We start from the raw sequence: 25,074 nt of genomic DNA, 5'->3' as shown, positions 1-25,074 counted from the left end.
CAACCGTGGAACCTGCTGTGTGGGTGGCACACACCTTCCGGGCGGCCGGTTAGACTGATCTGTCGTGCCGAAAACCCCTTCCCATGCCCTGAGCGAGGCCCAGGCCAACGCGGTCGCCGAACTGCTGCGGATCGCCCCGGTCGTCGACCGGCTCGGCGAACTCTTCGCGACCGCCGGGCACGAGCTCTATCTCGTCGGTGGTTCCGTGCGCGACGCCCTGATGGGCCGGCTCGGACACGATCTCGACTTCACCACCTCGGCCAGGCCGGACGACGTCGAGGCGCTGTTGCGGGAGTTCACCCGCGGCGTGCCCGGCGGCGCGGTGTGGGACATCGGCAAGGCATTCGGCACGATCGGTGCGCGGGTGCCGATGGCCGCCGCGGGAGCCGAGGAGAGCGAGACGGAGGCGTACTGGCTCATCGAAGTGACCACCTTCCGCGCCGAGATCTATCGCGAGGACTCGCGGAAGCCCGAGGTCACCTATGGCGACACCATCGAAGGCGATCTGGTGCGTCGTGATTTCACCGTCAACGCGATGGCGATCAAACTGCCCGAACGCAAGTTCGTGGACCCGCACCGAGGGCTGCGGGACCTGGCGAGTGGGGTGTTGCGGACGCCCGGGACGCCGGAGCAGTCGTTCTCCGACGATCCGCTGCGCATGATGCGCGCCGCGCGTTTCACCTCGCAACTGTCGACGCCGGAGGCGCGGTTCGCGCCGGCTCCCGAGGTGATCGCCGCGATGATCGGCATGGCGGAACGCATCGACATCATCTCGGCAGAACGCGTGCGGGACGAGCTGTCGAAGCTGGTCCTGACCGAGAACCCGCGGCCCGGCCTCAACCTCCTGGTCGAGACCGGCTTGGCCGCCCGGGTGGTGCCCGAGTTGCCCGCGCTGCGACTGGAGGTGGATGAGCATCATCGGCACAAGGACGTGTACGAGCATTCGATGACCGTCCTGGAGCAGTCCATCGCACTCGAGAAGGTGCGCGGCTCCGAACCCGACCTGGTCGGCCGACTCGCCGCGCTGTTGCACGACATCGGCAAGCCGCCGACGCGGAAGTTCGTCGAGGACAACCGGGTCACCTTCCACCACCACGACGTGGTCGGGGCCAAGATGGTGAAGAAGCGGTTGCGGGCACTGCGGTTCTCCAAGGAGGAGATCACGGACATCGCGCACCTGGTCGAGTTGCACCTGCGGTTCCACGGCTATTCGGACGGCATGTTCGATGACGCGCGGGGATGGACCGATTCGGCGGTGCGACGTTATGTGCGCGACGCCGGCGACCAGCTCGAACGGCTGCACATTCTCACCCGCGCGGACTGCACGACCCGCAACCAGCGCAAGGCCGCGCGGTTGCGCCGGGCCTACGACGACTTGGAGAAGCGGATCGCGGCCCTCGCCGAACAGGAGGAGCTGGACGCCATCCGGCCCGACCTCAACGGCGAGCAGATCATGACTTTGCTCGGCGTGCGGCCGGGGCCGGTGGTGGGGCAGGCGTACAAGTTTCTCCTCGACGCCCGCCTCGAACACGGACCGCTCGGGGAGGAGCGCGCGACCGAGATGTTGCGGGAGTGGTGGGCCGCGCAGAACTGATGCGCCGGGGTCGTGCGGGTCACGACCCGAGCGCCCGGTTGAATGGGCCGCATGCTGATCGTCACCACCAACGGCATCCCCGGATATCGCATTGAGGCCGTCCTCGGGGAGGTCATGGGCATGACCGTGCGGAGCGCCAACCTGGGCTCCAACATCGCTGCCGGTCTCCGGAGCCTCGGCGGCGGAGAAATGCCCGAGCTGACCAAAGTCGTCTATGACAGCCGCAACGAGGTCATGAGCCGAATGTGGGGAGAGTGCGTGCGCCGCGGCGGCAACGCCGTGGTGGGCATGGTGTTCGACACCAGCGACCTCGGCAAGAGCTTCACCGAGGTGTGCGCCTATGGCACGGCCGTCGTCGTGACACCGATCCCCGAAGGCGAGCCCGGCGCGACGCCGCAGTCGATCGCGCGCGCGGCCGCGGCGAATCCCGGGCCCGGGAATTGGCCGCGGATGGAACAGGGCGTGGGAGCCCCGGTGCCGGCGCCGGACCTCGGTGATGGTCACCGCCCCGGCGCTGGGCAGCAGGCGGATGCTTCGCGCGATGTCGCCGGCGCGGAGGACATCCCCGAGCAGACGGTGCAATCGGCAGGGACGGCGGGGGAATCGGCCCAGCCAGGGCAGATGGGGGAATCGGGACACGCAGGCGCGGACGATCATTCGCGCCGCGGGCCAGCGGGCCCTGACCCGCGGTGGCGCACCGACCGCCCCGAGGAGCAGAGGCCGAACTCGGGGGATTCCTGGCTCGACCTGGGCTGAGCAGCCGCGCTCCGGCACGCCCCAAGAACTGGTCTGGCAGCCCCGGTTCGGCACGCCCCAAGAACTTGTCTGGCAGACCCGCTCCGGCACGCCCCAAGAACTGGTGTGGCAGCCCCGGTTCGGCACGCCCCAAGAACTGGTGTGGCAGCCCCGGTTCGCACCGTGCAGCCAGGCTTTGCGGCCTCAGTCCGCCGACTCTGCAACACCAGTGTCGACTCTGCATCACCAAACTCACTCCGCTGCACGCATGCGCGTCACTAAGTCGCGATCGTGATGCGAGGTGGCACCTGATGTTGCGAGGTGGCACCTGATGTTGCGAGGCACCCGATGGTGCGAGGTGGCACCTGGTGTTGCGTGGCACCCGATGGTGCGAGGTGGCACCTGATGATTCGTGGCAGCCGATGGTGCGAGGTGTGGCACTTGATGCTGCGAGGTGGCAGGTCTCGCGCCGCGAGAGCCCAACGTTGATACAAGACACCCCCCTGTGCTCTAATGCAAACCGTTGTCATTTGCAGAAAGGGTATTCATGCATTTCCCCACCCCACAACGACTCCGTGGTGCGGCACTGGCGGCTGCCATCGCGTTGGCACTCTCGGCATGCACCAGCTCCGGAGCGTTCATGTCTCCTGCTGCCTCTCCCGACGTCACGCAACAGGCCGCAGCGCCGGAGGTGGCGAATGCCCGCTTGGGCATCACGTACGACGGCGGCATCATGATCGTCGAGGAAGAGTCGATGCAGCACGTGGCTGACCTTCCGCTCGATGGCTTCCTGCGTCTCAACGCGGCAGGCGATCAGCGGCACCTGCTGGTGTCGACGGCGCAGGGCTTCCACGTGCTCGACACCGGTGTCGAAGTCCGCGGACACGACGATCACTTCCACCTCTACAGCCATGAGCCCAAGCTGACAGACACCGTTTTCCCTGCGCCCAAGCCCGGGCATGCGGTTCTCCACGCAGGTCGCCTCGCGCTCTTCAGCGACGAGGCCGGGACCATCCAGGTGCTGGACCCGGCGGACGTGACCAAGGGCCCCGACGCTGCGATCAAGACCACCTTCGAGGCTCACCATGGCGTCGCGATTCCGATCCAGGGCGGCGGCATGATCGTGTCACTCCCGGATCGCACGGGCGTGAACGTCCTCGACAAGTCCGGCCAGGTGCTCGCCACGACCAACGAGTGCCCGGGCCTTCATGGTGAAGCCGCCGCACACGAGGCAATCACCCTCGGCTGCGCTGACGGAACCCTGGTGATCAAGGGCACGCAGATCACCAAGGTGGCAGCGCCCGACGCCTATGGCCGTCTCGGCAACCAGGCGGGCAGCGGGTCGAGTGACTATGTGCTCGCGGATTACAAGACCGACAAGGACGCCAAGCTGGAGCGACCGACCCGGATAGCACTGATCGACACCGAGGCGAACTCGCTGCGGGTGGTCGACCTCCCGGCCAGCTATTCGTTCCGTTCCCTGGGCCGCGGCCCCGACGGCGAGGCCCTGGTGCTCACCACTGACGGCAATCTCACCGTGATCGATCCGGAGCACGGCACGATCACCGAGTCGATCAAGGTGACCGCACCGTGGGAGGAGTCCGAGACCTGGCAGAACCCGCGCCCGACCCTCCGGGTCGTGGGCAACATTGCCTATGTCACCGAACCGGCCACCGCACAGTTGCACGCGGTGCATCTCCCGTCGGCCAAGGTCGTCGACAGCGTCACGCTGCCGCACGTGCCCAACGAGATCCAGGACGTCGGGTTGGGCAGCGATTCCCACGATGATCACCACGACGACCACGCGGGCCACGATCACGAGTGACCTGACCGGGAAGCGGGCTCCTCAGGCCCCGGCGTTCACGTCTGAGCGCCGGCGGTCTGCTGGGCGTGCGGGTTGAACTCCGTGCCACGGTCGAACGCCGGGGAACCGATCGGTTTGGTGCGGATCCAGAACGCGAGGCCGACCACGAGCAGCAGGCAGCCGAGGGTGACAAATCCGAGCAGCGTGTGTCCGTCGTGCGGGAACAGCAGCGCCACCAGACAGGCGGCGGCGACGAAGCAGGCGTTGAAGATCATGTCGTAGATCGTGAACACTCGGCCCTTGAAGTTCCCGTCCACGTGGGCCTGGACCAGTGTGTCGACGCAGATCTTCAGCGCCTGCGAGCCGAGACCCAGCCCGAATCCGGCAGCGACGAGCGTCGGGAGAGTGAAGATCGAACCAGGAATGATCTGCAGGATCCCGGCGCCGAGCAACAGCGTGATCATGGTGCGGCGTACGCCCATCCGCCGCGCCAGCGGCGGCACCGCCACGGCGGAGGCGATGAACCCCGCACCCGTCGCACCGGCCCAGAGCGCGATGTCCGCCATCGCGGACTCGATGTCCTCGACCTCGTGGAACCAGTTGCGGAACAGCAGGATCGTGGCGACCTGGGTCATGCCATAGACAATGCGCTGGGCGCCGATCGTGGTGAGGCCGATCGCCGCCGGCGTACGCTCCCGCAAATGGCCCATGGCAGCGGCCAGGCCGACGAACACGTCCCGCGGTGACGGCACGGGCGCTGAGGCTTCCTCGCGATCCGGGCCCAGGGACCGCACAGGGATCGCGAGCGAGAGCCCCACGGTGATCGCGAACCCGATCGCGGCAGCCAGGAAGATCAGCGCGTCGGCCTGATAGGTCTCCATCCGGGTGCTCGCTCCGAACCGGATGCCGGTGGCGGTCGCGGCCCCGATCAGCACGCCAGCCGGTCCGATCGTCGGCATCACGGAGGATGCGATCAGATATTCGTTCTTGGCCACGGTGTGGGGCAGGGCAGCGGAGAGCCCCGCCATCAGATAGCGGTTGAGGCTCATCGCGACCAGCACGCCGCCATAGAACAGCCACATCGTCCAGTGGTCGCGCAGGTCGGGATTGAGGACCAGGGCCCCGAGCATCAGGGCGATCAGCACGCGGATGATGTCGGTGACCACGGCGACCTGGCGCCGGTTGAAATGATCGAGAGTGAAGGATACGAACGGTCCGACGATCGAGAACGGCAGCAGGGTGATCGCGAGCACGAGGGCGATCGACTGCGCGTCGGGCTGTTCCTGGGGGGAGAAAAGGACATACGCCGCCATCCCCACCTGCAGGATGCCGTCGGACGCCTGGGTGCCGATGCGGACCGCGACGAGCTGGCGGAACAGCTTGTGGCGCCAGAGGCGCTTCAGGCCGCGGAAGAACTCCATCTGACTCCCCTGGCTAGGACTCCACCAGCCTAGTCGACCCGTTGCCTCATCAGCGCGAATGGTCGCCCCGTGCGGACCGAACCCGACGCCAGGGCCACGGCGTCACCTCCCGGCCATCACCAACCGCCGCCGCCACCGCCGCCCATGCCGCCGCCGGACCGCCCGCCCCCGCGGGAGCCACCGGACCGCCAGCTGCTGCCCCCTCCGCCACCGCCCCACCGGGACCCGCCACCGTCGTTGCGCCCCTCGGACATCGCGGCGATCCCGTCACCCAGGATCTCCCCGAATCCGCGGAATCCGTCACCGATCGACTGGTTGGTGGCACTGATGAACCGGAAACCACCGGCGTTCCGATGGCCGCGGTGCCGGGAGCCGTGGTCGAGCGTCCGCATCACATCCCCCAACGGCAGCGACTGCAGCGCGCCGAGCCACTGGCCTGTCGCCGGGACCACCCGGTGGTGTTCGCCGAGCACGGCGGTCCACGACTTCTCGAGCCCGAAGATGACCGCATAGGGCAGCAGAGGCTCATAGATCCTGATCAGCCCGGCGTGATCGTCCGCGCTTGCCACGGGAGAGCTCTCGACGCCCTGGAGCCACGCGATCCGGTTGGCCTCGGACATGCGGATGAAGTGCCGGAGGCCGAGCAGGTGGTCGCGAACCCGGCGCCCCTCGGCGGTCAGCGGGCCGATGGACGGAGCCCGATAGAGCGCGGCGATCAGCAGCAGCATCCCGATCAACCCGGACAGCAGTGCCCACCAGAAGTCCTGGCCCCGCGGATGGACCGCGTACATCCCGATCCCACCGATCACCAGAAAACAGAAGACGGTGAACCCGAACCAACCCGGGCGCTCGGGGCCCCACTCACGCCAGCCGCCGCGCACCACGAGCTCCTGCTGCTTCTCCGCGAGCTCCGCGGTCACCTCGGGATGGGGCGCGTCGAACCCATAGCGGAAGTAGCCCACCAGCACCTCCCGCACCGTCTCATCCTCGATCGCGGCGAAGTCCTCCGACGGGATCCTGAGTGAGTCGCGCAGCCTGCGTCGCGCGCGGAACCCGAGGGACGTGGGCGGGCCGTCCGGGCGCGGCTCGGGTGGGTGGCTCGTTTCGAGGTGGAGTACGCCGGCCTCGGCGAACTCCAGCAACTGGGCGGTCGGGCCCTTCTCGGGTCGACCGATGATGTCCGCGGCGGCGAGCGCCGGGACCCCTTTCGGCGGCGAGTATTCAGTCACCAGGACCTGCGGTTTGCCGAGCCCACGGGCACGGAGATAGCGGATGAGGCTGACCAGATAGAAGACCAGACCGATCGCCGGGAGCACGAACAGCCACCAGGGCCACGGCTCGCGGGTCGGGGTATAGGCGACCGGGAACGTGCCGTTCTCGAAGCCCACGGCGAGGGTCAGCCCCGAGCGCCGGTCCAGGTTCTGCACCGTGCCGGTGACCACCGTCCCGCCTCCGTTGGTCCGGGTGGTGACCTGGCAGGTATTCGTCGCACCCTCGGGACCCCAATAGCAGGCCGCGTTCCCGTTGAGCCGTGCGGCCAGCTCGCCCGGCACGTGGAGATTGGCGGTGACCCGGTTGAACGGAACCTCCCACCCCGAACCGTTCGCGTCGAGATAGATCTCCTGTGCCCTGAGATCGGGGGTGTTCAGCGCCACATCACCGAGCCGATATCGGATCTCCCACACCTGCCGGCCCCGCTGCAGGGAACGGTTCGCGTCGCCGATCCGCAGCAGCACCACGCCCTTGGTCTCCGTGCGCGTGAAGGGTTGCGGAGCGCCCGCTGCGTCGGATTCCTCGCCCCGTCCGGAGCGCGGGGACCGGGTGCGCACGTCCCCCGTCACCGTGAGCTCGGTCAGGGTGTTCGTGTGGTCCTGATAGTGCAGCGGGATCGCTCGCACAATGCCGCGGTTGGTGCCTGCGGCGGGGAAAAAGGCCTCGATGCGCTCGGTCACCAACACGTCCGTGGTCCCGTCGGGCTGTTGCTCGAGAACGTAGTCACCGGTGAAGTGGGTGATCGTGAACTGGTTGGTCGGCGCGTTGGCTTGGTTCGACCGCGCGATCCAGTGCGGGATGGTCGCGATGACGAGGACGGCGAGCAGGACGAGGGGATACGCAATCCAGCGGTTCCAGGTCCTCAGCACCTGATCACCATAGGAAAACGGCGGCTCAGACCTCTTCGGAGTTCTGCTCGGAGTTCTTGACGTGCAGGAACTCGAGATAGGCCGCCGTGACCTCGTCGGGGTGGCCTCTCATCATCAGCCGACCGTGATCGAGCCAGATGCACTCGTCGCACAGTTCTCGGACCGAGGCGAGGCCGTGGGACACGAAGAACATGGCCCGCGAGCGGGCCCGGAGCTCCTCGAGCTTGGCGGCCGCGCGCTCCCGGAAACCGGCGTCACCGGTCGACAGGGCCTCGTCGACCATGAGGATGTCGGGGTCCATGTGGACGCCGACGGAGAATCCGACGCGGGCGGACTGGCCGGAGGAATAGGTCCGCATGGGGCGGTCGATGAAGGGGTCGGTGCCGCCCTCGGCCCATTCGCCGACCTCCTGGGCGCGCAGGCGTACTTCCTTGCGCGACAGCCCGGTCGCGAGCCCGCCGAGAATGATGTTCTCCCGGCCGGTGAGGGCGTTGTTGAACCCGACACCCAGCGCGAGCATGGTCGACGCCTTGCCCCAGGTCTCGACATGGCCGGAGGTGGGCGGCAGGATGCCGGCGAGCGCCCGCAGGAGGGTGGACTTGCCGGCGCCGTTGGCGCCGATGACTCCCATCGTGGTGCCGTTCTTGACGTCGAACGACACACCCTTGAGCGCTTCGACCGTGTGCACCTGTCGGGTGCCGCGCCCGAGACGGACCACCGCCTGTTTGAGGGTGGGGCGCTTTTCGAAGGTGGTCTTGTAGGTGATCCGGAGATCGCTCACGCGCACCGCGAGGTCGGTGCGGTTGGGCTCGAGCACATAGCCGTCCCGGGTCGTCCGGGTGCGTTCGGAGCCGTTGCGGCGCCCGTCGGGCTGGTCAGAAGATGCGGACAGCGAACTCACGCTCCCTCGTCATGAAGATCAGCGCGCCGACGAGGAACGTGCCCACGCCCCACGCGGTCGCGATCAACCACGTGCTCAGGGGTGGGATCTCGCCGCTCAGCAGCAGGTCGTTGTAGCCGCCGAGCAGATGGTAGGCGGGGTTGAGCTGGGCGAGCGAGTGCAGCGCCCCGGCTCGCTCCCGGACCATGTCGACGGTCCAAAGGATCGGAGACAGATAGGTCCAGATCCGCACGAAATAGGGCAGGAAGTTGTTCGTGTCCCGGAAATAGACCTGCAGCGTCGAGAACAGCGACGCGAGGCCGGCGCCGAACAGGATCATCATCACCAGGAAATAGAGGGCGAGGAGCTGCTTGGGACCCCACCCGATGTCTCCGCCGAGCAGGGTGGTGATGACGAAGATGACGATCGTGACGATGATGGTCGGGAGGAACCGGAAGAAGGCCGTGTGGACGGCGCCGAGCGGGATCAACAGGCGCGGGAACGCGGTGTTCAGGATCATCTTGCCGGCTGTGGTGACCGAGGTCGCACCGGCGTTGGCGCACGTGGTGATGAAGGTGAAGACGAACAGGTTCGTGGTCAGGTGGGCGAAATAGCTCGGGTTCGCCGAGGCCCGGCTGGTCAGGATGGCGACGAGCAGAAAATAGACCGCCGCCATGAGCAGCGGGTTGAGCACCAGCCAGAGCTGGCCGAAGAAGGTGTCGGAGCTGGAGGCCCGCATGTTCGAGCGGGAGAGCTCCACGGCGAACTCGCGGCGCTGCCACAGCTCGCGGATGTATTTCCGCATCGGCGGCAGGCCGTTCCGGTGCGGGCCGTAGTGGTTGTAGACGGTCGGATGCGGATCCGCCGCCGAACCCGTGGCGGCGCGCGGGCCCTCGCGAGGGGGCACGAGGCCCTCTTCGCTGCCCAGCGCGGGGTCTCGCGGCTCGGCCCGTGGTTCGTCGCTCACCGCACCTCCTGGTGATCCATTCAGCGAGTCAGTCTGCCACCCGGTGGCCGTTGACTGCGACCGGCGTGCTGGTCCGGTCCGTGGGCGTCTCGTGAACGGCCCTCGCGACATGATCAGTTGAAATAGCAACTATCTGGCCCAGCGGAGTTGACGCTGGGGGAGCCTCACGCTCTGGAGAGGATGCTCACCAGGAAGTCCGACGTGCCCGTGAAGGGCCGGAGGTCCCAGGTTGCGAAGCGGGCATCGATCCGGAGGCCGGCTCGGGCGACGTCTGCGGCGTACGCGTCGAACGAATAGCCCCGCTCGGCCCCGAAGCCGATCACCGCTCGACCCTCGGGCGCGAGGTGCGCAGCGAAGTTCCTGAGCACGGCAAGGCGGGTGGCGGGATGGAGGAACGTCATCACGTTGCCTGCGGAGATGATGGCGTCGAACGGATCGGCCACGCCCCGGCTCGGCAGGTCGAGTTCCGCCAGGTCACCGACGAGCCAGGTCGGTCCCGGAAAGTCCGCCGCAGCGGCCTCGATGAGGACGGGATCCAGATCGACCCCGACGACGCGGTGGCCCTGCCGGGCGAGATAGCCGCCAGTACGCCCGGCGCCGCACCCGGCGTCGAGGACATGCGCGCCGCGGTCAACCATGGAGTCGAGGAGCCGGGCCTCGCCGTAAATGTCCTGACCACGCGCCTCGAGGGCACGGAATCGCTCGGCATAGCGGTGCGAGTGCTGCGGGTCGGCCGCGATGATCTGGGCCCATTGGCTCGGGGGAGTGTTCACAACTTCTCAGTTTAGTCCCGGGGAAGAGGAAGGACATGCCACGAATTCAGCCGGCCGGGCCGGTCCGCCGACGCTGATCATACCCAGCCGTTGTCGGTGGCCAGGCGCAGCGCCTCGGCCCGGTTGCGGGCGCCGAGCTTCCCGATCGCGGAGCTGAGATAGTTGCGGACCGTGCCCTCGGACAGGTGCACCGCCCGGGCGATCTCGCCGGTGCTGGCCCCGCCGGTGGACGCCGCCAACACCAGCGCTTCCTTCTCGCTGAGCGGCGAGGCGCCGATCGACAGCGACGCTGCAGCGAGCTCGGGGTCGACGACGCGCAAGCCCGCGGCGGCTTTCCGGATGCCCTCGATCAGCCGATCCACGGGGGTGTCCTTGACCAGGAACCCGACGGCGCCGGCTTCCAGCGCGCGGCGCAGATAACCCGGGCGGCCGAACGTGGTCACGACGATGATCTTCGCCTCCGGCGCCGCCGCGAGCAGGTGGGGGAGGGCGTCGATTCCGTCCTCCACCCCGAGACCGCCGGCGGGCATCTGGACGTCGAGCAGCACGACATCCGGTCGGCTCTCCGCGGCCTGCCGCACCGTGGCCGCACACGTGTCCGCCTGCGCGACCACCTCGAGATCGTCTTCCAGCCCGAGCATGGTGGCCAGCGCGGTCCGGATGAGGGTTTGGTCGTCGGCGATCAGCACGCGGGTCATGCCACCGGCTCCAGACGGGCTGTCACGGTCGTCCCGCGTCCGCCCGACTCCACGAGGAGCGACCCCCCGGCCTCCTCGATCCGTGCCCGCAGCCCCGCGAGCCCACTGCCCGAACCGGGCACTCGTCCGGTCAGCCCACGCCCGTCATCGGTGATCGTCACCTGCTCACTGTCGCAGGTGATCGTGCAGGTGGTGGCCTCCGCGTGGCGGACGACATTGGTGACTGCTTCGCGGAGCACATAGCCGAAGAGCTCGGAGCGGCCGTCCTCCAGGAGGGGCATCGCGCTCGGGGTGATGGCCTCGACACCGGCCGCGGCCAGCACCGACCGTGCGGAGGCGATCTCCGTGGCGAGCCGCACCTCCCGCATGCCCGAGGCGGTGGCCCGGACGTCGCCCAGCGCCTGACGGGCGATGGTGGCGAGGCTGTCGACCTCCGCCCGCGCTGCCTCGTCGTCGCGGCCCACGAGTCGACCTGCCAAGTCGGCCTTGACGGCGATCGTGGTGAGGGAGTGGCCCAGGATGTCGTGCAGGTCCCGGCCGATGCGTTCGCGTTCGGCGGTGACTGCCAGGACGGCGGTCCGTTCCTCGGCGACGCGCAGGGCTCGGCGCGTACGCTCGGTTTCCAAGCCCAGGCCGACCGACAGGCCGATCGCCAGGGCCATGGCCGCCATGACGACCCCGAACAGATCACGTTGCACCAACGCGGTGATGAGGACGACGAGGGTAACCGCCATGATCAGGATTCGCGCGCGTCGCCAGGGGATGAGCACAGCGCCGGCGGCGCTCACATAGGTCGCGAAGTAGGTGGGTCGCGCGTCCCCGGTGCTCGACACACCGAGCGCGGCAATCGCCACCACCATGGCGCCCAGCCAACCCCAGCGGCCACGTTCCGACCAGTGCATGATCAGCGTCGCGCCGATGAACAGCGCACCGATGACCAGCGACGCGAGGCTGACCGCCACCACGCGGGGCAACGGCTGGCCGATGCTGAAGACGACGGGGATCGCCACGAACACGGTGCTGGGCGCGAAGTACCCGACCCCCTGCGCGATCATGCGCCGCCACCACGGCAGTTCCTGGGCGTCGGGATCGAATCCTGGCGCCAGGAGATCGGCGGTGTCGGTCGACCCGGTCTCTCCTGCCCCGCCGGCCATCGTCACGGGCATCCTCCCTGGAGTCACCGCCGCGAGCTGCGGACGGCGCGACCATAGCCGAGTGCCCCGAGCCCGATGAGCACCAGGACCCAGCAGCCGAGGACCAGGACCCCTTGCCAGGGGAAGCCACCTCCGACGATGGGCCAGACGCCGATCTGGCCGGCCCAATAGGACGGGAGCAGCTTGCCGATCGTCTGCATCACCGACGGCATCATGTCCAGCGGGAACCACAGGCCGCCGACCATGGACAGCGCGAGCATCGTGAGCGTGGTCACCGCGCTGGCAGTCTGCTGCTTGAACCAGAGGCCGATCACGAGTCCGAGGATCACCATCGGCAGCAGGGCGAGCATGAGCAGCCCGAGGACGCCGGCCCACGTGGCGAGCGGGAGGCGTACCCCCCGCACTATTCCTGCGATCCCCACCGCCGTCAGCGCGGGCAGGACCGCGGCGAGCGCCGTCAGCACCTTGGCCAGGACGAACTCCGCGGGGGTGAGCGGGGTGAGCATGAGCTGACGGAACCAGCCGGACGAGCGCTCCGACTGGATGCTGGCGCCGGCGCTCATGGCCGCGCCGAGCCCGCCATAGGTGGCCATCGTGACCATCATGACCGCCGCGACGGTGACGCCGCCCTCGGTGTACTGATCGCCGTAGATGGCGGAGAAGAAGAGATACATGGTCACGGGCATCGCGATCAGGAAGGCCAGGAACGACCAGTCGCGGACCAGGTGGCTGACGCTGTGGACGAAGTAGTGGAGGAATCGGGGGGTACGCGAGGTAGATCGGGCGGTCGCCTCGGTCGTGCGACCCGGGGTGAGGGCGGTGGTGGTCATGGTGCTGGCTCCTTGTGCGTGAGGGCGAAACGGTCAGGCGACGACGCTGAGGAAGGCATCCTCGAGGGACGGCGCGGTGACCTCGATGTCGCGGAGCGCCTCGGCGTCCGCGCCGGTCAGCAGGGCACGAAGGGTGGTGTCCGCATCGGCGCACTGCAGGACGACGCGGTCGCGGTGCCGGTCGGCGGTGATGACGCCGGGCACGGTGGCCCAGTCGCGGTCGGGCCCGATGAAGCTGACCTGGCGGCCGCCGACGATGCGCTTGATCTCATCGCCGGTCCCGTCCACGGCGAGCCTGCCGTGGTTGAGCACCACGATGCGGTCGGCGAACTCGTCGGCCTCGTCGAGATAGTGGGTGGCGAAGACCACCGTGCGGCCGCTGGCCGTGAAATCGGTCATCGTCGACCAGAACCGCCTGCGGGCATCGACGTCCATGCCGACTGTGGGTTCGTCGAGCAGCAGCAGTTGGGGATCGGCCATGATCGCGAGTGCGAAGCGCACCCGTTGCGCCTGACCGCCGGACAGCTTGCTGGTGTTGGACTTGAGGATCGAGCCGAGGTCGGCGCGTTCGATGATCTCGCTCAGCGGGAGCGGGCGAACGTGCAGGCCGCGCATCATCTTCAGCAGTCGGAGCACCGACGTGTCCCAGAGGAGCGTGCCGTTCTGGAGCATCGCGCCGGTGTCGCCACGGCGCACGGCGGTCGTCGGATCGTTGCCGAAGACGTGAGCCGTCCCGGCGTCGGGCTGGGTGAGTCCGAGGATCATTTCGGTCGCCGTCGATTTGCCGGCACCGTTCGGGCCGAGCAGGGCCAGGATCTGGCCGGCGGGCACCTCGAGATCGAGTTGGTCGACCGCGGTGAGGGAGCCGTAGGTCTTGGTGAGTCCGGTGAGCGTGATCGCCGCTTGGTTGGGCATGCATCAAGGGTCGCGAAAACGCGTGCACCTGATGAGGGGGTGATGTCACGGAGTCCGGATGACAGTTGTCACAGGCCGGCGAGCGAGCCCAAAGACCCTTGACGTGAAAAGTAGTTTGTACTACAAACTTGACATGACCCTGACACAGGAGACCTCCGCGGATGCTCGGAGCGGTGATCGTCAAAAGCACACCGGCTGGGCCCTGGGTTTGCCCGTGCTGCGCATCGTTCTGGTGGCTGCGGCCAGCGGATTGACCTGGTCGCTGGTCAGGGCTGTGGCGCCCGGTGTCGCCTTCCCGCCACCCGCCGTGCTCGCCAGCGTGGCCATGCTCCCGGTGAACATCGTCTGTCTCCTGCTGGTCGCCAGGCTGCTGCACCGCGACGGCATGACCGTGCGAGCCGTCCTCGGGCTGCAGCGGGGTCGACTTCTGCGCGATGCGCTGTGGGGCCTGTTGTGGATCGTCGTGCTCTATCTGCCGTTCGTCGGCACGATCATGCTGGTCATGTTCGCGCTGCACGGTGGCGAGACGTTCGAGCGCTTCGAAGTGGTGTTCTTTGACCCGGCGGCCGTGCCGGACCTGCCCGCAATGGTGTGGCTCGTGATCGGAATCGTCGCCGTGCTGACGTTCGCCCCGCTGAACGCACCCGCCGAGGAGTTGGTCTATCGGGGTTTCAGTCAGGGCCGACTCGCCCGGGTCTGGCCGCCGATTCTCGCTCTGCTCGTGCCCGCGGTGCTGTTCGGCCTGCAGCATTTGTTGTACGCCCCGACACCCGAAGCGGCGCTCGTTTTCGCCGCGGCCTTCTTCGTCTGGGGACTGGGCTCGGGCGTCATCTATCTCCGGCAGCGCCGACTGATGCCGCTGGTCTTCGCACACGGCTTGGTCAATCTGCTGTTCACGCTGCCAGCACTGGCCATCCCCTTCCTGCAGCCGCTGAACGGAGCCTGATCATGAGACCGGACGCACCTCTGGACGACGACCGCGCTCTCGGGCCAGCTGAAATGCTCGCGCTCGTCGAGGATCAGCAGCGCAGCGTGGCCGGCAAGCGCGGCGGATTCGTGCCGCTCATCCTTTTCGCGTGGGGGACAGCATGGCTCGTCGGCTTCGCCGCCCTGTGGCTCACCGAGGGGCTCCGGCCCGGCTTCGCCCTGCCCATCGAGGTCGCCGCCACGATCTTCATCGTGCTGCTCATCGCCGCGATCATCCTGTCTGCCGTGCTCGGGGCGCGTGTCGGGCGTGGTACGCGCGGTGGCAAGGATGCCGTGTTCACCGGCGTCGCCTATGGCCAGGTCTGGTGGCTCGGCCCCATTGCCATCTACATCATCGGCGGCGGCCTGGTCGCCAACGGCATGTCCGCCGAACTCCTCGCGGTGTACTACCCGACGATGTACGTCTTCTTCGCCGGCCTCATGTATGTCTTCGCCGGAATCCTGTGGCGCGCGGTTCCGATGCTCTATCTCGGCGCTTGGTCCGTCGTCGTCGGCACCGTTGCGCCGTTCTTCCGGGTGCCCACCCACTATCTGGTCTATGCGATCGCCGGCGGCGGCGGGTTCCTGATCGCCGCCATCATCAGCCTCGTGTGGATCCGGCGCGGACGACGCTCCGCGCCGGGGCGGGTGTTATGACTGAGCTCGATCCGGTCATCCACGCGGCTGCGCGACTGCGGATCATGGCCACGCTTGCCACCCTTGAGGTCGACGAACAGATCACGTTCCCGCGTCTTCGGGAGTTGCTCGACATGACCGCAGGGAACCTCTCGACGCACCTGCGCAAACTGGAGGACGCCGAGTACATCGCAGTGGAGAAGACCTTCGACAATCGCACCCCGGTCACCTACCTGGGGCTCACCAAGCGGGGCCGCCGGGCGTTCGAGGACTACACCGAGGCGTTGCGGGCTCTGATCGGCTAACGCACAGCCCGGGGAACGCGCGACCTCAACGACGGCGTCGGCCGTGATGGCCAAGGGTGGCCCGACCGATGACCTGAGCAGCGGCACCGGCTCACAGCGCGTCCGCCAACTCGACCGCGTGGGCCGAGAGGATCCGCACTCCGCGCTGGCACCGACGCTGAATCGTGACCGGCGAGACCCCGTAGCGCCCGGCGGCCTCTTTGTCGCTGCACCCTTCGGCATAGACGCTGGTGAGGACGGCGTGTGTGTGCGGATCCACCAACCCGCGGTCCAGAGCCGTGCGCAGCAGTCCTCGGGTTTCCCGCGGAGGATCAGGAGCGACCATCCCGGGCAGCTCGGCGAACCGATGCGGCTCCAGCAGCACGACGCCCGGCCGGCGCTCGGCCTGGACCGCCTTCAGCGTGTCGAGCGCCAGGTTCGCTGCAATCCGCCGAGGCCGCCGATCCAGCGGATAGGCCAGGATCCGCAGCCACAGCTGGGCCACGTAGTCCATGACGAAGGCGCCCCGGTCACTCCGGGACATGACGATCATCTTCGGCAGCATCGTTTGCAGCACCACGCGGGCGGCCAAGAGGCAACCGGCTCCCACCTCACGCAACAAGGCCTGCAGGACCGGGTCGGGATCGGTCCGGACGGCCTCGACCACGTCGGCCAGGTTCACGCACCCGGCCAGTGCCGGGTGCCGATCAACCCAGGCCGCGACCCGCGGCGCACCGGTCTCCGACAACCACTCGAACTCCCGCACCAGTTCGGCGACTCCCATGGCATTTCTCCCTCAGCAGGTGATGCCATGAGCCTCTCCAGCGGCTGTTGTGCACGGTGTTGCCCGAGGGCTCCCCGGTGTTGTCCGAGGTCGCTCAGGTGTTGTCCGAGGTCGCCGAAGTGTTGTCCCGGTCGATCAGGCGCCGTTCAGCGGCCGGCGACACCGGTTTCATAGGCGAAGAGCACCAGACTCACCCGATCCCGGGCCTGGAGCTTCGACAGGAGGCGACCGATATGAGTCTTGACCGTGCCCTCGGCCATATAGAGCCGCGCACCGATCTCCGAGTTCGTCGCGCCATTGGCGATCTCCGTGAGCACCTCGAGCTCACGGTCGGTCAGCACGTCCAGGCGCGGATCAGGTCCGGTTGCGGGATTGGCGGGCAGCGTTGGCACAACGTGATCCAGCAGCCGCCGGGTCGCGCTCGGCGCGACCACCGCGTCACCGGCCGCGACGTCCCGGATGGCCGACAACAGTTCCTCGGGCCGCGCGTCCTTGAGCATGAACCCGGAGGCACCGGCCTTCAACGCGGCAAACACATATTCGTCGAGATCGAAGGTCGTCAGCACCAGCACGCGCGTGCCGAGGTCGGCCCGCACGATCCGCCGGGTGGCTTCGACGCCGTCCATAACCGGCATGCGGATGTCCATGAGCACGACGTCGGCCGGGTCGGCGGTCAGCGCCGCGACGGCCTCGGCACCGTCGGATGCCTCGCCGACGACCTCGATGTCGTCCTCCGCCTCGATGAGCATCCGGAAGCCACTGCGGACAAGGGACTGGTCGTCGACGAGGAATACGCGGATCACTGGTGTCCTTTCGGTCGTTCGCGGGCGTACGCCACCCCGCCCGCCCAGCGATGGCTGCCCGTCGCGGCGAGCGGCACGACAGCGCACACCCGGAAGCCCCCCTCGGGGCGGGGCCCGGCTTCGAGTGTGCCACCCATGGCCGACACCCGTTCCCGCATGCCCTTCAGGCCATTGCCCATGCCGTCCGATTGGGCGGCGGAGCCCAAGCCGTCATCGGTGACCTCGATGGTGATGCGATCGGCGCCGAAGTCCAGCTCCACCTCGCCCCGGGCCCGGGCGCCGGCGTGTTTGAGGAAATTCGTCAACGCCTCCTGCACGATCCGATAGACCGTCAGCTGGGTCGCCGGGCCGCAGGCCGGCTGGTGCCCGGTCGTTCGAAGTGTCACGCGATCGCCGGTCCGGTGCACCATCTCGCCGATGTCGCCCAGCCCAGGCATCGGCGCATAGGTCGACTCCTCATCCGGTGTGTTGCGGAGCACCCCGACGATCCGCCGCATCTCGACGAGCGCCTCGCGCCCCGTGCCGGCGATCGTCTCGAGGACCTCGGTGGCTTTCTCGGGCTTCTTGGCGGCGAGAGCCCGACCGCCCTCGGCCTGCACGACCATGACCGACAGTGAGTGGGCGACGATGTCGTGGAGTTCGCGGGCGATCTGTTGGCGGGCGCTGATCTCGGCCATCCGAGCGCGCTGGTCGCGTTCCGCGAGCATCGTCTGGACCCGCTCGTGCTCGAGTCGTTCGGCGGCGTCCTTGGCCTTGGCGGATTCCTGCAGGCGGCGGCCGATGACATAGGGGGTCAGCACCATCCCGGTGCACACCAGCATCACCACGACGAGGAAGTTGATCTCCCAATTGTTCGCGAGATACCAGTGCATCGGGCCCACGACTGCCCCGATCAAGCCGATGAGCACCGCACTGCGGGAGCTGACGGCGTCGACTTCCCGAGCCACCGAATAGACGACGACCGGCACCACGACGAGCGCGGGCAGCGGGCCGTTGGCCACAAAAAGGTGGGCAACCCCGGCCAATCCGCTCAACAGGAGCATGACTTGGGGATAGTGGCTCCGCAGCGCCAAGGGGGCGATGAGCAGGACCGAGACGAGGAACTGGAGCTCGATCGGGCTGACGAGATAGCGGAAGCCGATCAGGTAGGGGAACACGGCCGCGAGCGCGAGCAACAGTCCGGTCAGCGCGATATCGCCGACCCAGCCGTCACGGCGATCGGCGAACGACAGACCGGGGTTCAGCCGGGGACGTGCATTCATCGCCTCCAGCGTAGGCGTGTGCGCGTAGGCTCGCACCGTGCCCGCGAACCGCCACCCCGTCCGCGACGGAATTATCGCCGTCGCCGTCGGTGGCGTGCTCGCGTTGCTGCTGTTGGTGGGCGTACGCGCGGCCCAGGACGTGGCTGCCTTCCGGCCCGCCGACCCGGCCGGCGAGCCGGGCGTCGCCCCGGCCGACGCGTGCCTCATCCGTGACGGCGCCGGGGGCACGAGCGAACCCGATCCCCAGCCCGGGCCGGAGTTCCCCCGCCAGGAGCACCGACTCAACACCGGGATGCCGGTGGAGGCGCACGGGACCGGCAATGCCGAAGTCGCCTACGAGCGACTGGGGGACTTCGCGACGGTCGTCGAGTTCCAGTGCGACGACTGCGTCGGCCACCTGTCGTTGTTCAATACCGGAGCGGCGCTCCCGATCGTCAGTGGGGAGGCGGCCGGGGAGGGCTTCGATGTGGTGTGGCTCATCGACACCATTCACGAGATGAGCGACGGGCCACACAACTCGTTGCTGATCACCGCGCACGGCAACTGGACGCTCACCCTCCGCTCCTGGCACGACCTGCCCGTCCAGCAAGGACCGCTGAAGGGTCAGGGTGCCCAGGTGGTGCGAGTCGACAGCCCAAGCGTGCGGTTGTCGTTCGCGCCGCTGAATTCCCGGGACACGCTCAACGCCTATGCCTATCGCCTGGACGATCGCGGCTTCACCGCAAACCTGTGCATCGGTCGGTTCGAGTCGCAGGTGCTCGACCTCAACGGCGGCGAGATTCTGCTCATCTGGGCGCGCGGGGAATGGACACTGGAGAGCTAGTTCCCGCCCGGCTGGCGTCTATTGGCCCCGCGCGCGGAGTCGCCGCACATAACGCCGATATTGCCGGGCACCGACGGTCCGGATGAACAACTGCATCGCCGGGGGATAGTCGTTGAGCAGCAGGGTGCGTTCGCTGCGGTTCGCACCCTCCAGAAACAACTGCACGATCATGGCCGCCTTGTCCCGCGGCAGACTTTCCCGGCCGTGGGCGACGAGTCGCTCGTATTCCACGCGGGTCAGATGCTGCTCGATCAGCGGGAGGATCTCGTTCTCCTCGGTCTCCAGGTGATCGCGGATCTCCGCGCCGAGGCTGGTGACGAGTTCGGCCAGCTGGTCGCGCACGCCACCGTCGGCGGCCTCGAGCCACCGCGTCATCAGGATGCGTGCCTCGATGATGTCCGCGTGGATCTGCTCGTGCTGCTCATCGAGCCGTGCGCTCAGGTCCGGTGCGATCGTGGTCCGCTCGGCCAGCAGCGGCCAGATCAGCACATCCTCGCCGTGGTGGTGATCGACGAGGGTGTTGAGGACGACCGCCAGATGGTCGGCCACGACTCCCGCGCGATGCAGGTCACCCGCCGGCACCCCCCGGACCAGGTCCGGGCCCGCCGCGAGCTCGCGCGTGAACAGGCGATGGATCACGAGCATGTCGCGGGTTTCCGGTCGCTCGACCGCGCCCGCAAGGTCGGCCAGGTCCTGGGCGATCGACTCCTGCGTCGCGCGCGAGCCGAGGGCGCCGAGCACCCGCCAGAGCCACAGGGTCTCATCCTCGGACTCGTCCGACTGCAGCCGCACGGTCACCCGGGTGCGGGGGCGGCTGTCGGTGTGGTCGCCGGATGGCTCGAGAAGATGCTCCATCCGATAGGTCATGCCGCCGAATTCGGAGCCCAGCACCGTCCGCCGAGGCGCCTCGACCTCGGTGACCCACAGCTCCTGCGTGGCGTCCCGGCCGAACATCGAGCGGGTCTCGCGCCACCGCGTGCCGACCGCGTACTCCCCGGGCGTCAGGACCTGGACGCTCACAACCTGACGCAGCAGAGACGACCACCGGGCCACATCGGTCAGGACAGCCCAGACGTCGTCGGGGGCGGCGGCGATGGTCCGACTGACGGCTACCTCGTGCGACATGGCACCAAGTGTGAGCCCTGGTCGACCATCACGGAAGAATCCGCCAGAATCGCCCGTCCGCGAGTCCGGTCACGCAATTTCGTCGGGATCGGAATGATCCGCCGAGATCACGGTGATGCCCGGTTTGCCCGTGTGCACGATGACGCCGGGATTGAGGTTGTCCTTCGGGTCAACGGACGCGATCAGGTCGGAGATCATCGCCTCGCCCGCGGGCGAGATGTCCTGCGCCATCCACGGCGCATGCTCCCGGCCGACACCGTGGTGGTGGGACAGCGTGCCGCCGTTGTCGATGAACGACTGCTGGATCGCGCGCTTCACGTGATCGTATTTCACCAGCACGTCAGCCGACATGTCGGCGATCGCGAACGTGAAATAGAGGCACGCGCCCGAGTGATAGTTGTGGGAGAGGTGGCACATGATGTACCCCCGGCAATCGACCTCCGCCATCGCCTTTTCCGCGGCGGCGATCGTGTTGTCATAGAGGGTCTGCAGCTTCGAATAAGGCGCCGCGGTCTCGGACACGTCCGCGGCCGCACCGCGGTCGAGCAGGAAGTCGCGCAGATACGGGGTGTCGAACTTCTTCTGGTCATAGAGCGCGCCCGGACCCTTGCCGACGACCATGCCGCCGTGGGCCGTGACGACCTTCTTGACGATCTCCTTCTGGCGCTTCACGTGCTCCTTCGAGCCCTCGAAGCCGATGAACGACATGCACAGCTTGTCCATGTCCCACCCGCGGCGTTCCAGCACCTTGAACACGCCCTCGGTGACGACCTTCTTCAGGCCCTTCTGCTTCTTCTGCGTCGAGAACGAGAACGCGGTCTCCCGGTCGTCGGAGCAGCGCGCGACGAGCACGTCGGCCTCGGACTTCGAGACGGCCTGCATGGCCTTGAGGCCGGTGGGCCAGTCGGGGAAGAAGTACGCCAAAATCACCCGCTCCTCGGGCAACCGGTGGACGTTCACCGTCGCTTCGGTGATCACGCCGAGCCGGCCCTCGGAGCCCAGGATCATCTCCCGCACCGACGGGCCGGTGGAGGTCGACGGGAGGGGGCGCAGAACCAGCGTACGGCCCGGCTGAACGACCCGGACGCCCCGCGTGATGTCCGCGATATCGCCGTAGACGTCGGACTGCATGCCCGACGACCGGGTCGCGATCCAGCCGCCGAGGGTGGAGTGGGTGAACGAGTCGGGGAAGTGGCCCATGGTCCAGCCGCGGCGGTTGAGCTGCTCCTCCAGCGCCGGGCCGAGGGCGCCGGCCTCGATGCGGGCCAGGCCGGCCTCGTCGTCGATGTCGATCACGCGGTTCATGCGGCCGAGGTCGAGCGAGAGCACGACGCGCTCCTCGCGGGCGCGCGGCTCGAGGGCACCGACGATGTTGGAGCCGCCACCGAACGGAATCAGCACGGCGTCCGCCGCGACGACCGCGTCCATGACGGCCCGGACCTGGTCCTCGTCGGCCGGATAGAGCACCGCGTCCGGGATGCGCTGGAGCAAATTGCGGCGCATGCGGATCAGGTCGCGGACCGACTTTCCGAACGTGTGGACGACGCGGTCCATGTCCTCGGTGACCACATATTTCTCGCCCAGGACCTCGGTCAGCGTGGTCTTGAGGCCGTCGGTCAGGCGGGAGGCGGGGACCTCGATCTCGTCGAATGCCGGCGGCTTCTCCGTCGGCGCGTTCACGTCGAGGCCGACCTTGTCGAGCACGAACGGCGCGAATCGGGGCTTGTCCTCGTGGTGGAACGCGATGCCCTCGACACCCCAGCCCCACCACTTCATGTGCTTCACGCCATTGGTCACTGCTGTGGCCCCTTCTCCTCGTCCGACTGCTGTGTCGGTTCGTCGTCGGTTGGTTCAGCCGGATTCGCTGGTGCGGTCTGGTCAGCTGCCTTGGCAGCGATCGCCGCCTGTTCATAATCGCTCATCAGGGGCAGTTCGCTCTGCGCGGCCACCTCATCGTGCAATTCCCGGATCCGCGCGGCGATGCGATCGGAGAATTCGTGGGCCGATTCGCCGGGCGTCGCCCACATGGGCTCGCCGAACACCACATGCACCTTGGGCCGCCCCTTGACGGGCAGCGTTTTGCCGGTCGGCATCGCCAACGATGCGCCGACGAGCGCGATCGGGAGGCAGGGCACGTTGCGGGAGATGCAGAGCGCGGCGGTGCCGGGCTTGAACGAGCCCATGGCGCCCGTGCGGGAGCGGGTTCCCTCGGGGAAGATGAGGAGGGGTACGCCGTCGTTGAGCAGATGGCCGGCCAGACCTCGGGCTTTCGAACCGCGACCGCGCAGCCCGCGGCCGCGCTCGACGGGAAAGGTGTTGAAGAACAGTCCGGTGGAGGCCGACTTCCAGAACTTGCCATACCAGTAATCCGCCGCCGCGCCCGTCGCGAGCTGGCGGGACAGCCGACGCGGAAGGGCGCCGATGATCAGGGGGCTATCGAGGTGGCTCGAGTGGTTGGCCACCACGATATAGGGGTCCTCGAGGTGGCGGAGCCGCTCCTTGCCGTGCACTGTGACGTCGACCAGTGCCCACACCGTCGGTTTGAGCAGAAGTTGTTGGGCGACGAAACGGGCCGCGCGGTGGCTCTTCGACCGATATCGCCCTCGTTCACTCACCGCCACAGACTAAGCCTCCCTCACAGCGTTGTCGCCTTCCGGTCCACGCTTGTGGGGACCGCACGACGAAGGGGGTGAATTCGTTGTGGAACCCCTCCAAGGCCGCCTCCGGTCAGTGCCGTTTCGACGTGATCATGGCGGAAATCCACCGTGCGGTCGACCGGGGAATAAGCCGGGCCGCGGTCATGGCGACCTTCCAGCCGAGTGTGGGGATCGAGATGACCTTGCCCTTCTCGGCGTCGGCCAGCGCCTCGCGGACGAGGACGGTCTTGTCGATCCAGGCCCAAGTGGGGATCGAGGAAGCGTTGATCTGGGCGCGGTCGTGGAACTCGGTGCGCACCCAGCCCGGGCACAGGGCCGTGACCGTGACACCGGTCTGCCGGAGTTGCGTGGCGAGCGACTCCGAATAAGCGGTCACGAAGGCCTTGACGGCCGAATAGTTGCCCATCGCCATCACGCCGGCGACGGAGGAGGTGTTGATGATGATGCCGCGGCCGCGTTCCTTCATCGCGCGGGCTGCAGCACCGCCCAGGATCATGACGGCTCGACACATGACGTCGAGAGCGCGCTCCTCGAGCGTCGTGTCGGGCTCGAGCATCGTCGAGCGCAGACCGAAACCGGCGTTGTTGACGAGAAGATGGATCGGCCGGGCCTGGTCCTCCAGGCGGGCGGCCACCTGCAGCGTCTGATCGCGGTCGGCGAGGTCGGCCGAGAGGATCTCGACGTCGACGGCGGTCTCGTGGTGCAGTTCCTCTGCGTACTCCTTGAGCCGCCCCTCATCGCGGGCGACCAGCACGAGGTCATAACCACGGTCGGCGAGCTGGCGCGCGAACTCGGCGCCGATGCCGGCGGTCGCGCCGGTGATCAGGGCTGTAGGCATGCGCGTGAGCTTAGCGACGCCTGCCCGATATCCGGGCGGCGCGTTCCGGAGCGGTGCGCAGGTCCCCGATCGTCCCGGGCCGTCACAGCCGCTCGAGCAACCACCTCATGTCGGCAACGTGCTCAGCCACGCCACCCGGCGTCTCGAGCATGATCGGCGCATCCGCCGTGGCGACGACTTCGACCAGACCGTCCGGGTCGCAGTTGCCGGTCCCGAGGTTGGCGTGGCGGTCGGCGCCGGAATCGAACGCGTCGCGGGAGTCGTTCAAATGGATCAGGTCGATGCGACCGGTCAGCGATCGGACTTTCTCGACCACCCCGGGCAGCTCGATGCCGCCTGCGTGGGCGTGGCAGGTGTCGAGGCAGAACCCGACCGTGTCGCCGCCCTCGGCATCGTGCACGGCTTCCCACAGGCGCCCGATCCGGTCGAGGTGACGGGCCATGGCGTTGTCGCCGCCCGCGGTGTTCTCGATCAGCAGCGGCACCGGCATCTCGAGCCCGTCGATGCATTTGCGCCAGTTGTCGAAGCCCTTCTCGGGGTCGTCCTTGGCGGTGACGTGTCCACCGTGGACGATGACCCCGGCAGCCCCGATCTCGGCGGCGGCGTGCAGCTGGGCCTGGAGTTGCTTGCGGGACGGGATGCGGACGCGGTTGTTCATCGAGGCGACGTTGAGCACATAGGGTGCGTGGACATAGAGGCGCACGCCGGCCTCCGCGGATTTGGCCTTCAGCGCTGCCGCGCCGCCTTCGAACGCGATCTCGGGGCCCTTCCAGCCCTGCGGATTGCCGAGGAAGAACTGGGCCACATCCGCGCCGCGGGCCACCGCCTCCGCGACCGGGTCGGTCTGGTCGACGTGCGCGCCGATTGCCACCATGCCTGTGTCCTCCTTCGCCGGGTCCCGGACACTCTAGGTGTACCCGGCCATCAGGTTGGTGACAGTCGGCTGATGGGTGGGAGCCCGTTGAGTGCGCTGTGGCCTCGTTC

General features: G+C 68.0%; 24 protein-coding genes. 7 read left to right on the top strand and 17 right to left on the bottom strand.

Annotated features, from left to right (window positions below):
- Positions 1-88 precede the first annotated feature (88 nt).
- The 3 genes from ACQ260_RS10145 to ACQ260_RS10135 all read left to right on the top strand — a co-directional run bounded on the left by ACQ260_RS10145 (position 89) and on the right by ACQ260_RS10135 (position 4,154).
- A complete protein-coding gene (locus ACQ260_RS10145) occupies positions 89-1,594 on the top strand; it encodes a CCA tRNA nucleotidyltransferase (protein WP_432559698.1) in 1,506 nt (501 codons plus the stop codon).
- A 51-nt stretch (positions 1,595-1,645) separates the two neighbouring features.
- Entirely contained in the window at positions 1,646-2,350 is a 705-nt protein-coding gene (locus ACQ260_RS10140) for a YbjQ family protein (RefSeq protein ID WP_432559322.1), read from the top strand.
- A gap of 619 nt (positions 2,351-2,969) precedes the next feature.
- On the top strand, positions 2,970-4,154 hold the full coding sequence (locus ACQ260_RS10135) for a hypothetical protein (RefSeq protein WP_432559321.1): 1,185 nt from the start codon (positions 2,970-2,972) through the stop codon (positions 4,152-4,154).
- 35 nt (positions 4,155-4,189) lie between these two features.
- Here the strand turns inward: ACQ260_RS10135 and ACQ260_RS10130 are convergent, their stop codons facing one another.
- The 9 genes from ACQ260_RS10130 to ACQ260_RS10090 form a co-directional block, all read right to left on the bottom strand.
- Complete coding sequence (locus ACQ260_RS10130; protein ID WP_432559320.1) at positions 4,190-5,554, bottom strand: MFS transporter; 1,365 nt, start codon at positions 5,552-5,554, stop codon at positions 4,190-4,192.
- 116 nt (positions 5,555-5,670) lie between these two features.
- On the bottom strand, positions 5,671-7,695 hold the full coding sequence (locus ACQ260_RS10125) for a DUF2207 domain-containing protein (protein ID WP_432559319.1): 2,025 nt from the start codon (positions 7,693-7,695) through the stop codon (positions 5,671-5,673).
- 25 nt (positions 7,696-7,720) lie between these two features.
- Entirely contained in the window at positions 7,721-8,596 is an 876-nt protein-coding gene (locus tag ACQ260_RS10120) for an ABC transporter ATP-binding protein (protein ID WP_432559318.1), read from the bottom strand.
- Positions 8,571-9,542, bottom strand: a complete 972-nt coding sequence (locus ACQ260_RS10115; RefSeq protein ID WP_432559317.1) for an ABC transporter permease — start codon at positions 9,540-9,542, stop codon at positions 8,571-8,573. Before ACQ260_RS10115 ends, ACQ260_RS10120 begins: the two co-directional genes overlap by 26 nt.
- Positions 9,543-9,706: 164 nt before the next feature.
- Positions 9,707-10,315 carry a class I SAM-dependent methyltransferase gene (locus tag ACQ260_RS10110; protein WP_432559316.1) on the bottom strand — a complete coding sequence of 203 codons (609 nt, stop codon included), beginning with the start codon at positions 10,313-10,315 and terminating at the stop codon, positions 9,707-9,709.
- A 77-nt stretch (positions 10,316-10,392) separates the two neighbouring features.
- Complete coding sequence (locus ACQ260_RS10105) at positions 10,393-11,013, bottom strand: response regulator (protein WP_432559315.1); 621 nt, start codon at positions 11,011-11,013, stop codon at positions 10,393-10,395.
- Positions 11,010-12,167, bottom strand: a complete 1,158-nt coding sequence (locus ACQ260_RS10100; RefSeq protein ID WP_432559697.1) for a sensor histidine kinase — start codon at positions 12,165-12,167, stop codon at positions 11,010-11,012. The genes ACQ260_RS10105 and ACQ260_RS10100 overlap by 4 nt, the downstream gene beginning before the upstream one ends.
- Before the next feature lie 23 nt (positions 12,168-12,190).
- A complete protein-coding gene (locus ACQ260_RS10095; RefSeq protein ID WP_432559314.1) occupies positions 12,191-12,997 on the bottom strand; it encodes an ABC transporter permease in 807 nt (268 codons plus the stop codon).
- Positions 12,998-13,030: 33 nt separating this feature from the next.
- Entirely contained in the window at positions 13,031-13,912 is an 882-nt protein-coding gene (locus ACQ260_RS10090; protein WP_432559313.1) for an ABC transporter ATP-binding protein, read from the bottom strand.
- A gap of 133 nt (positions 13,913-14,045) precedes the next feature.
- Between ACQ260_RS10090 and ACQ260_RS10085 the strand changes: the two genes are divergently transcribed.
- From ACQ260_RS10085 to ACQ260_RS10075, 3 genes are read left to right on the top strand one after another with little or no spacing between them, the layout of a single operon-like run.
- Entirely contained in the window at positions 14,046-14,858 is an 813-nt protein-coding gene (locus ACQ260_RS10085) for a CPBP family intramembrane glutamic endopeptidase (protein WP_432559312.1), read from the top strand.
- Positions 14,859-14,860: 2 nt separating this feature from the next.
- On the top strand, positions 14,861-15,535 hold the full coding sequence (locus tag ACQ260_RS10080; protein WP_432559311.1) for a hypothetical protein: 675 nt from the start codon (positions 14,861-14,863) through the stop codon (positions 15,533-15,535).
- Positions 15,532-15,819, top strand: a complete 288-nt coding sequence (locus ACQ260_RS10075; RefSeq protein ID WP_432559310.1) for a winged helix-turn-helix domain-containing protein — start codon at positions 15,532-15,534, stop codon at positions 15,817-15,819. Before ACQ260_RS10080 ends, ACQ260_RS10075 begins: the two co-directional genes overlap by 4 nt.
- Positions 15,820-15,910: 91 nt before the next feature.
- On the opposite strand, the gene ACQ260_RS10070 is transcribed toward ACQ260_RS10075, so the two are convergent.
- The 3 genes from ACQ260_RS10070 to ACQ260_RS10060 form a co-directional block, all read right to left on the bottom strand.
- Positions 15,911-16,582, bottom strand: coding sequence for an RNA polymerase sigma factor (locus tag ACQ260_RS10070; RefSeq protein ID WP_432559309.1), 672 nt, complete (start codon positions 16,580-16,582; stop codon positions 15,911-15,913).
- Positions 16,583-16,728: 146 nt separating this feature from the next.
- Complete coding sequence (locus ACQ260_RS10065) at positions 16,729-17,385, bottom strand: response regulator (RefSeq protein WP_432559308.1); 657 nt, start codon at positions 17,383-17,385, stop codon at positions 16,729-16,731.
- Positions 17,382-18,647, bottom strand: coding sequence for a sensor histidine kinase (locus ACQ260_RS10060; RefSeq protein WP_432559307.1), 1,266 nt, complete (start codon positions 18,645-18,647; stop codon positions 17,382-17,384). The genes ACQ260_RS10065 and ACQ260_RS10060 overlap by 4 nt, the downstream gene beginning before the upstream one ends.
- A 37-nt stretch (positions 18,648-18,684) precedes the next feature.
- On the opposite strand from ACQ260_RS10060, the gene ACQ260_RS10055 reads away from it, so the two are divergent.
- Positions 18,685-19,470, top strand: coding sequence for a hypothetical protein (locus ACQ260_RS10055; RefSeq protein WP_432559306.1), 786 nt, complete (start codon positions 18,685-18,687; stop codon positions 19,468-19,470).
- Positions 19,471-19,488: 18 nt separating this feature from the next.
- Here ACQ260_RS10055 and ACQ260_RS10050 read toward each other — a convergent pair whose 3' ends face one another.
- The 5 genes from ACQ260_RS10050 to ACQ260_RS10030 form a co-directional block, all read right to left on the bottom strand.
- Positions 19,489-20,595 (bottom strand): SRPBCC family protein, encoded by a 1,107-nt coding sequence (locus tag ACQ260_RS10050; protein ID WP_432559305.1) that lies wholly within the window; start codon positions 20,593-20,595, stop codon positions 19,489-19,491.
- Positions 20,596-20,664: 69 nt separating this feature from the next.
- On the bottom strand, positions 20,665-22,392 hold the full coding sequence (locus ACQ260_RS10045; RefSeq protein WP_432559304.1) for an FAD-binding oxidoreductase: 1,728 nt from the start codon (positions 22,390-22,392) through the stop codon (positions 20,665-20,667).
- The gene (locus ACQ260_RS10040) at positions 22,389-23,210 is read right to left on the bottom strand and encodes a lysophospholipid acyltransferase family protein (protein ID WP_432559303.1); all 822 of its coding nucleotides are present in this window, start codon (positions 23,208-23,210) and stop codon (positions 22,389-22,391) included. The genes ACQ260_RS10045 and ACQ260_RS10040 overlap by 4 nt, the downstream gene beginning before the upstream one ends.
- Positions 23,211-23,322: 112 nt before the next feature.
- The gene (locus tag ACQ260_RS10035; protein WP_432559302.1) at positions 23,323-24,090 is read right to left on the bottom strand and encodes an SDR family NAD(P)-dependent oxidoreductase; all 768 of its coding nucleotides are present in this window, start codon (positions 24,088-24,090) and stop codon (positions 23,323-23,325) included.
- Positions 24,091-24,172: 82 nt separating this feature from the next.
- Positions 24,173-24,964 carry a deoxyribonuclease IV gene (locus tag ACQ260_RS10030; protein ID WP_432559301.1) on the bottom strand — a complete coding sequence of 264 codons (792 nt, stop codon included), beginning with the start codon at positions 24,962-24,964 and terminating at the stop codon, positions 24,173-24,175.
- Positions 24,965-25,074 lie beyond the last annotated feature (110 nt).

This window comes from Ammonicoccus luteus (genome assembly GCF_050880385.1).
In the GTDB taxonomy this organism is placed as follows: Bacteria; Actinomycetota; Actinomycetes; order Propionibacteriales; family Propionibacteriaceae; genus Enemella.
The sequence above is the reverse complement of the archived record's forward strand: the minus strand, read 5'-3'. Positions and strand labels throughout refer to the sequence as shown.

What these genes read in the sequence shown, in the direction of transcription:
- ACQ260_RS10140 (WP_432559322.1), top strand. Translation starts at nt 1,646, where the DNA reads ATGCTGATCGTCACCACCAACGGCATCCCCGGATATCGCATTGAGGCC.
- ACQ260_RS10135 (WP_432559321.1), top strand. Translation starts at nt 2,970, where the DNA reads ATGTCTCCTGCTGCCTCTCCCGACGTCACGCAACAGGCCGCAGCGCCG.
- ACQ260_RS10130 (WP_432559320.1), bottom strand. Translation starts at nt 5,554, where the DNA reads ATGGAGTTCTTCCGCGGCCTGAAGCGCCTCTGGCGCCACAAGCTGTTC.
- ACQ260_RS10105 (WP_432559315.1), bottom strand. Translation starts at nt 11,013, where the DNA reads ATGACCCGCGTGCTGATCGCCGACGACCAAACCCTCATCCGGACCGCG.
- ACQ260_RS10100 (WP_432559697.1), bottom strand. Translation starts at nt 12,167, where the DNA reads ATGGCCGGCGGGGCAGGAGAGACCGGGTCGACCGACACCGCCGATCTC.
- ACQ260_RS10095 (WP_432559314.1), bottom strand. Translation starts at nt 12,997, where the DNA reads ATGACCACCACCGCCCTCACCCCGGGTCGCACGACCGAGGCGACCGCC.
- ACQ260_RS10090 (WP_432559313.1), bottom strand. Translation starts at nt 13,912, where the DNA reads ATGCCCAACCAAGCGGCGATCACGCTCACCGGACTCACCAAGACCTAC.
- ACQ260_RS10085 (WP_432559312.1), top strand. Translation starts at nt 14,046, where the DNA reads ATGACCCTGACACAGGAGACCTCCGCGGATGCTCGGAGCGGTGATCGT.
- ACQ260_RS10080 (WP_432559311.1), top strand. Translation starts at nt 14,861, where the DNA reads ATGAGACCGGACGCACCTCTGGACGACGACCGCGCTCTCGGGCCAGCT.
- ACQ260_RS10075 (WP_432559310.1), top strand. Translation starts at nt 15,532, where the DNA reads ATGACTGAGCTCGATCCGGTCATCCACGCGGCTGCGCGACTGCGGATC.
- ACQ260_RS10070 (WP_432559309.1), bottom strand. Translation starts at nt 16,582, where the DNA reads ATGGGAGTCGCCGAACTGGTGCGGGAGTTCGAGTGGTTGTCGGAGACC.
- ACQ260_RS10060 (WP_432559307.1), bottom strand. Translation starts at nt 18,647, where the DNA reads ATGAATGCACGTCCCCGGCTGAACCCCGGTCTGTCGTTCGCCGATCGC.
- ACQ260_RS10050 (WP_432559305.1), bottom strand. Translation starts at nt 20,595, where the DNA reads ATGTCGCACGAGGTAGCCGTCAGTCGGACCATCGCCGCCGCCCCCGAC.
- ACQ260_RS10035 (WP_432559302.1), bottom strand. Translation starts at nt 24,090, where the DNA reads ATGCCTACAGCCCTGATCACCGGCGCGACCGCCGGCATCGGCGCCGAG.
- ACQ260_RS10030 (WP_432559301.1), bottom strand. Translation starts at nt 24,964, where the DNA reads ATGGTGGCAATCGGCGCGCACGTCGACCAGACCGACCCGGTCGCGGAG.